The organism is Streptomyces hilarionis (assembly GCF_024539675.1).
Taxonomy (GTDB): Bacteria; Actinomycetota; Actinomycetes; order Streptomycetales; family Streptomycetaceae; genus Streptomyces; species Streptomyces hilarionis.
In genome coordinates, this window is the sequence record NZ_JAHHIT010000318.1 from 1 (window position 1) to 3307 (window position 3307).

Consider the following 3307-nt stretch of genomic DNA (forward strand, 5'->3'; position numbering starts at 1 on the left):
GGCTGAGGGGGCCTGCCGCGCCCCGGCCGTCGCGGGGGCGGGCCGCCGGGCACCCCGGCGGGTCACCGCAGCACCGCGAGCGACACCGCGACGACGAGGGCGGCGACGGCCGTCGCGGCCCACGCGAGGGCGGTGACGCGCCGGCGGCTGGGGCGGCGGGCCACCTCGATGCCGGTGACGGCGGGGAACGCGTAGTAGACGCGGTCCGGGTGGCCGTGCACCTCGACGCGCGCCAGGGGCAGGTAGGCGAACGTCATGCGGCGGCGCACCTCGTTCTCCCGGGCCGGAAGGTGCCGGGCGATCAGGTCGCGATGGCCGTCCTCCAGGAAGTCGGGCAGCGCGTCGGTGACGCCGGTCAGCTCGGCGCGCATCCAGACGCCGAGCAGGTCGGTCTTCAGCCAGGCGAACTGCGGCCCGGGCAGGCGCACCTCGTCGGGGTCGGGCAGGTGGGCGACGACCCCTTCCGTCCACACGGTGAAGCGGCCGGCGCCGCCGCAGGGCCGGTGCGTGACGCGTTTCGCGCCCCGGCACTCCTTGCAGGGCGTCGACGCCGTCCCGTCGCAGTCCGTGCAGACCTTCCTCGTCCTGCCCCGGCACGTCGGGCAGGCGACGTCACGGCGACCGCAGCGCCGGCAGACGGCCCGTTCCGGGGCGTCGGGGCCGCGGGGGCGGCTGCCGGCTCTCGCCCGGCGGGTACGGGGCGTTCCCGTGCCGTCGCACTCCCAGCAGGCGTCGACGCCGCCGTGGCAGTCCTCGCACTCCACGTCCGGGGGGCAGGGCATCCCTCCGCGTCCCTTGCACGTCCCGCACGTCGTCCTGCCGCCGACGCAGCCGTCACACGGCACCTCGTCGACGGTCCCCTCGCGCACCAGCCTGTGGCGGTACGTCCTCGCCGGGTCGTCGGGCGGGGCGACGGGGTAGGCGTCGAGATCGGTGTACGTCGGCCGGGCCTCGATGTCCTCCGAAGTGCCCTTCTGCCTGGTCACCCGCTCGTGGCGCTTCTCGATGGAGCGGTCGACGCGGAACTCGAACAGGGACTGCCAGGAGACCTTCGCCGCGCCGGGTGCGCGCAGGTCGACGGGGGCTCCGCGCTCGGCGAGGCGCCGTTCGACGGCCCTGAGCACGTCGTCGTCCGACGGTACGGCCGAGGCCAACGCAGCTCCCCTCGTCACCCGGTGACACCCGCGGGAGAAGCAGCGTAGGAGGCCCGCGGGCGGCCGACAAGAGCGCGTGGCGCGCCGGTCACGTCCCGTGCGGCTCCCGTACCACCGCGACGCCGCCGGGCGGGACCGTCACCGAGCCGTGCGCCGCCGGTTCTCCGGTGAGGAGTTCGACCGCGCCGGCCGCCACCGCCACGTCGGCTCCCGTGCCGCCGTGGTCGACGAGGAACAGGTAGTCGGCGTCGCTCCCCCGCCGCCGGGCCGCCTCCACGCCCGGCGGCACGTGCGGGTGCACCGGCCGCACGCCCGCCTCCTCGCGGATCCGGGTGAGCAGCGCCGCCAGCGTGCTCGGGTCGGGCAGGGTGGCCAGGTACCAGGCGACGCCGTCGCCGTGCGCGTGCCGGGTCACGGCGGGGACGCCCGCCAGCGGGCCGTCGGTGTACGAGGTCACCGGCTGCGCGCCCGCGGGCTCGACCCGCTCCGTCCACAGGGACGCCGTACCGCCCCCGGTCAGCCCCACCGTCTCCCCCGGCAGCAACGGGAAGAGCTCGTCGGTGCGGACGCCGAGCGCCGTGCGGAACGCCCCGGGGTAACCGCCCAGCCGCACATGGCAGTTCTCGTCGACGGCCCCGCTGTGGAAGCCGACCGCCAGGGTGCCGCCGCGCTCGGCGAAGGCGGTCAGGTTCGCCGCTCCCGCGTCGTCGACCAGGTACAGGCTCGGCGCGAGCACCAGGCGGTAGGCCGACAGGTCCGCGTCCGGGCGGACGAAGTCCACCGCGACGCCGGCCCGCCACAGCGGCTCGTACCAGGACCTCGTCAGTTCCAGGAAGCGGACCTGCTCGCTGGGCTGCGACGGGAGTTCCAGCGCCCAGCGGGCGTCCCAGTCCCAGACGACGGCCGTCTCGGCCGTGCCGGTGCTGCCGCGCACCTCCGCCAGCGCCTCCAGGTCCGCGCCGAGCGCCACGACGTCCCGCCAGACGCGGCTGTCCGTGCCGGCGTGGGGCAGCATCGCCGAGTGCCACTGCTCGGCGCCCGCCTTGGCGGCCCGCCACTGGAAGTACGCGATGCCGTCGGCCCCGCGCGCCACGTGCGCGAGGGCGTTGCGGCGCAACTCCCCCGCCTTCTTGGCCCGGTTGACGGGCTGCCAGTTCACGGCACCCGTGGAGTGCTCCATCAGCAGCCAGGGGCGGCCGCCCGCGAGCGAGCGCACGAGGTCGCCGCTCATCGCGATGTCGATCTCCGACTCGGGGTCGGTGGAGCGCAGGTAGTGGTCGTTGGAGACGACGTCCAGTTCCGGCGCCCAGCGCCAGTAGTCCAGCGCGTCGAAGTTGTACATCACCATGAAGTTGGTGGTGGCGGGGGTCTCGGGGGCCGCCCGGGCCAGCACCTCCCGCTCGGCGGTGCACAGGGACAGCAGTTCGTCGCTGCAGAAGCGGCGCCAGTCCAGCCGGTGGGCCGGGTTGGGGACCGCGCCCGTGGCGCGCGGCGGCAGGATCTCCTCCCAGTCGTAGTACCACTGGCTCCAGAACGTGGTGCCCCAGGCGTCGTTGAGCGCCGCCAGGTCGTCGCCGTACCGGGCGCGCAGCCAGCGGCGGAACGCCTGCGCGCTCGTGTCGCAGAAGCATTCCGCGTTGTGGCAGCCGTACTCGTTGTGGACGTGCCACATGACCACCGCCGGGTGGGCGGCGTACCGCTCGCCGAGCACGCCCGCGATGCGCAGCGCCGCCTCGCGGTAGGCGGGGCTGCTCGGGCAGAACGTCTGACGGCTGCCGTACGACAGCGGGCGGCCGTGCCGGTCCACCGGCAGCGCCTCGGGGTGGGCCCGGAAGAACCAGGCCGGGGGCGCTGCCGTCGGGGTGGCCAGGTCGGCGGCGATGCCGTGGGCGTGGAGCAGGTCGAGGACGCGGTCGAGGCGGGCGAAGTCGTACTCGCCCTCGGCGGGTTCCAGCAGCGCCCACGCGAAGATGTTGACGCTGACCATGTTCACGCCGGCCTCGGTCATCAGCCGCATGTCCTCGGCCCAGACCTCCTCGGGCCACTGCTCGGGGTTGTAGTCGCCGCCGTAGGCGAGGCCGGGGATGCGGAGACGGCGTGCGGTGCTCACTGGTGGTGCTCCGGGAGGGGTGTCGGGAGGAGGAGGGCGGGAC

At 75.2% G+C, this 3307-nt stretch carries 2 protein-coding genes; both read right to left on the minus strand.

The window, feature by feature from the left end; genetic code table 11:
* Positions 1 to 62 precede the first annotated feature (62 nt).
* Positions 63 to 1154, minus strand: coding sequence for a hypothetical protein (locus KMS84_RS38265; RefSeq protein ID WP_256921164.1), 1092 nt, complete (start codon positions 1152 to 1154; stop codon positions 63 to 65).
* 88 nt (positions 1155 to 1242) lie between these two features.
* Positions 1243 to 3264, minus strand: coding sequence for a beta-galactosidase (locus tag KMS84_RS38270; protein ID WP_256921165.1), 2022 nt, complete (start codon positions 3262 to 3264; stop codon positions 1243 to 1245).
* Positions 3265 to 3307: the final 43 nt, after the last annotated feature.